Source organism: Streptomyces sp. NPDC050448 (genome assembly GCF_040655295.1).
GTDB lineage: Bacteria > Actinomycetota > Actinomycetes > Streptomycetales > Streptomycetaceae > Streptomyces.
Genome location: NZ_JBFAJR010000110.1, coordinates 1 through 3,269, shown reverse-complemented (window position 1 = coordinate 3,269; position 3,269 = coordinate 1). Strand labels below are relative to the sequence as shown.

Here is a 3,269-nt window from a genome sequence, read left to right as displayed (position 1 = left end):
GCCGAGGACGCCGCCGACCTGCCGCACGCCGCCGTCCGCGGCCTGCTGCGCAGCGCCGAGACCGAGAACCCCGGCCGGTTCGTCCTGGCCGACGTCGACGACCTGTCCGGCGCCGACGCGGCCGTCCTCGCCACCGCCCTCGCCTCCGGGGAGCCCGAGCTGCTGCTGCGCGACGGAGCCGTCCACGTGGCCCGGCTGCGCCGGACCCGCGCGGACCGCCCGGCCACTGCCGGCGCCGGCGTCGCCGTCGACCCGCAGGGCACCGCGCTGATCACCGGCGGCTCCGGCACCCTCGCCGGCATCGTCGCCCGCCACCTGGTCACCACCCACGGCGTCCGCCACCTGCTGCTCCTCGGCCGCCGCGGCGCCGACGCGCCCGGCGCCGCCGAACGCACCGCGGAACTGCGCGCGCTGGGCGCCGGGGTCACCTGGGCCGCCTGCGACGCCGCCGACCGTGACGCCCTGGCCGCCGCCCTCGCGACGGTCCCCGCCGAGCACCCCCTGACCACCGTGGTCCACACGGCGGGCGTCCTCGACGACGGGGTCCTCGCCTCCCTCACCTCCGACCGCCTCGACACGGTGCTGCGGCCGAAGGCCCTCGCCGCGCTCCACCTGCACGAGCTGACCCGCGACCTGCCGGTCACCGCCTTCGTCCTGTACTCCGCCATCGCCGGTGTCCTCGGCAGCGCGGGCCAGGCCAACTACGCCAGCGCCAACGCCCTCTTGGACGCCCTGGCCCAGCACCGCCACCACCAGGGCCTGCCCGCCACCGCCCTGGCCTGGGGCCTGTGGGCCGACGCCAGCGCGATGACCGCGGACCTCGACGAGACCCAGCTGCGCCGCATGGAACAGCTCGGCATGGGCGCCCTCACCGCCGCCGACGGCATGGCCCTCCTCGACGCCGCGCTCACCTCCGGCCGCCCCGCGCTCGTCCCCGCCCGCCTGAACCCGGCCGCGCTGCGCGACGCCGCGGCACCCGGACCGGTCGCCCCCGTCTTTCGGGAGCTCCTCGGACCGGCGGGCCGCCGTACCGCCGGCACCCGTACCGACGGGGGCACCCCGCTCGCCGAGCGCCTCGCCGTACTCACCCGGGCCGAACAGGACCGGGCCCTGCTCGACCTGGTCCGGGCCCAGGTCGCCGCCGTACTGGGGCACGCCTCGGCCGAACAGGTCGAGCCCGCCAAGGCGTTCAAGGACCTCGGCTTCGACTCGCTGACCGCCGTCGACCTGCGCAACCGCCTCGGCGCGGCCACCGGGCTGCGCCTGGCCAGCACGCTCGTCTTCGACCACCCCACGCCCACGGCGCTCGCCCGGCAGCTGCACGGCGAACTCCTCGGCGCCGCGCCCGCCGCGCCCGCCGCCCCGGCGCTCGCCGGGACCGCCACCGCCACCGGTGACGACGAGCCCATCGCCATCGTCGCCATGAGCTGCCGCTACCCCGGCGGCGTCCGCAGCCCCGAGGAACTGTGGACGCTCGTGGAGACCGGCGGCGACGCCATCGCCGGACTCCCCGGCAACCGCGGCTGGGACGCCGCCGAGCTGTCCGCGGCGGCGGACGGCCACGGCCGGGACTTCGCAGGCGGGTTCGTCCACGAAGCCGACTCCTTCGACGCCGATTTCTTCGGGATCTCCCCGCGCGAGGCCCTCGCCATGGACCCCCAGCAGCGCCTGCTGCTGGAGGCCACCTGGGAGGCCGTCGAGCGGGCGGGCATCGACCCGACGTCCCTGCGCGGCAGCGCCGCCGGCGTCTTCGTCGGCGCCTCCTACACCGGCTACGACGCCCTGCTGGAGCGGTCCGCCGACGCGGAGGGCGTCCTCGGCCACGTGATGACCGGCAACGCGGGCAGCGTCATGTCCGGCCGGGTCTCCTACACCCTGGGCCTGGAAGGGCCCGCCGTCACCGTCGACACCGCCTGTTCGTCCTCCCTGGTCGCCCTGCACTGGGCCGTCCAGGCCCTGCGGCGCGGCGAGTGCACCCTCGCGCTGGCGGGCGGCGTCACCGTGATGTCCACCCCCGGCACCTTCAGCGAGTTCAGCCACCAGGGCGGCCTCGCCCCCGACGGCCGCTGCAAGGCCTTCGCGGCCGCGGCGGACGGTACGGGCTGGGGCGAGGGCGTCGGCATGCTCCTCGTCGAGCGGCTCTCCGACGCCCGCCGCAACGGACACCCCGTCCTCGCCGTGGTCCGCGGCTCCGCGATCAACCAGGACGGCGCCTCCAACGGCCTGACCGCCCCCAACGGCCCCGCGCAGCAGCGCGTGATCCGCGCCGCCCTCGCGACCTCCGGTCTCTCGGCCTCCGAGGTCGACGCGGTCGAGGCCCACGGCACCGGTACGCGGCTCGGTGACCCCATCGAGGCGCAGGCCCTGATGGCAACCTACGGCCAGGACCGCGAGGACGGCCGTCCGCTGCTGCTGGGCTCGGTCAAGTCCAACATCGGTCACACGCAGGCCGCGGCCGGTGTCGCGGGCGTCATCAAGATGGTCATGGCGATGCGGCACGGAGTGCTCCCGCAGACCCTCCACGTCGACGAGCCCACCCCGCACGTCGACTGGACGGCGGGCGACATCCGCCTCCTGACCGAGGCCACGGCCTGGCCCGCCGGCGACCGGCCGCGCCGCGCCGCGGTGTCCTCCTTCGGCATCAGCGGCACCAACGCCCACACCATCATCGAACAGGCCCCCGACACCACGGACCGGACGCAGCCCAGGGCGGCCGCCACCGGCCCCGTGCCCTGCGTCCTGTCCGCCCGGACCCCGCAAGCGCTGCGCGACCAGGCCGCCCGGCTGCTGCCCGCGGCTGCCGCCGCGGTCGCCGAGGACGGCTCCGGCCTCGTGGACCTGGCCCACTCCCTGGCCACCGGTCGGGCGGGCCTGGAACACCGCGCGGCGTTCACCGCCACCGACCGCGCAGGTCTGCTCCGCTCCCTCGAAGCCCTCGCCGCTGGAGAGGGCGCGCCGGGGCTCGTCCGCGGCACGGCCTCCAGCCGCGGGCTCGCGTTCCTCTTCACCGGTCAGGGCAGCCAGCGGCTCGGCATGGGTCGCGAACTGTATGACACCTACCCGGTGTTCGCCGGGGCCCTGGACGCGGTGTGTGCCGGGATGGACCTCGAACTGCCGCTGAAGGAGGTCCTGTTCGGGGCGGACGTCGAGTTGCTGGACCGTACGGAGTACACCCAGCCGGCGCTGTTCGCGGTCGAGGTGGCCCTGTACCGGCTGGTCGAGGGCTGGGGCCTGCGGCCGGACTTCGTCTCGGGTCACTCCATCGGCGA

1 protein-coding gene is annotated in these 3,269 nt (G+C 76.3%); it reads left to right on the top strand.

The genetic code is table 11. The annotated features are described in order from the left end of the window. A partial coding sequence (locus tag AB0I68_RS38880) for a type I polyketide synthase (protein WP_363182170.1) occupies positions 1-3,269 on the top strand: 3,269 nt, incomplete at both ends.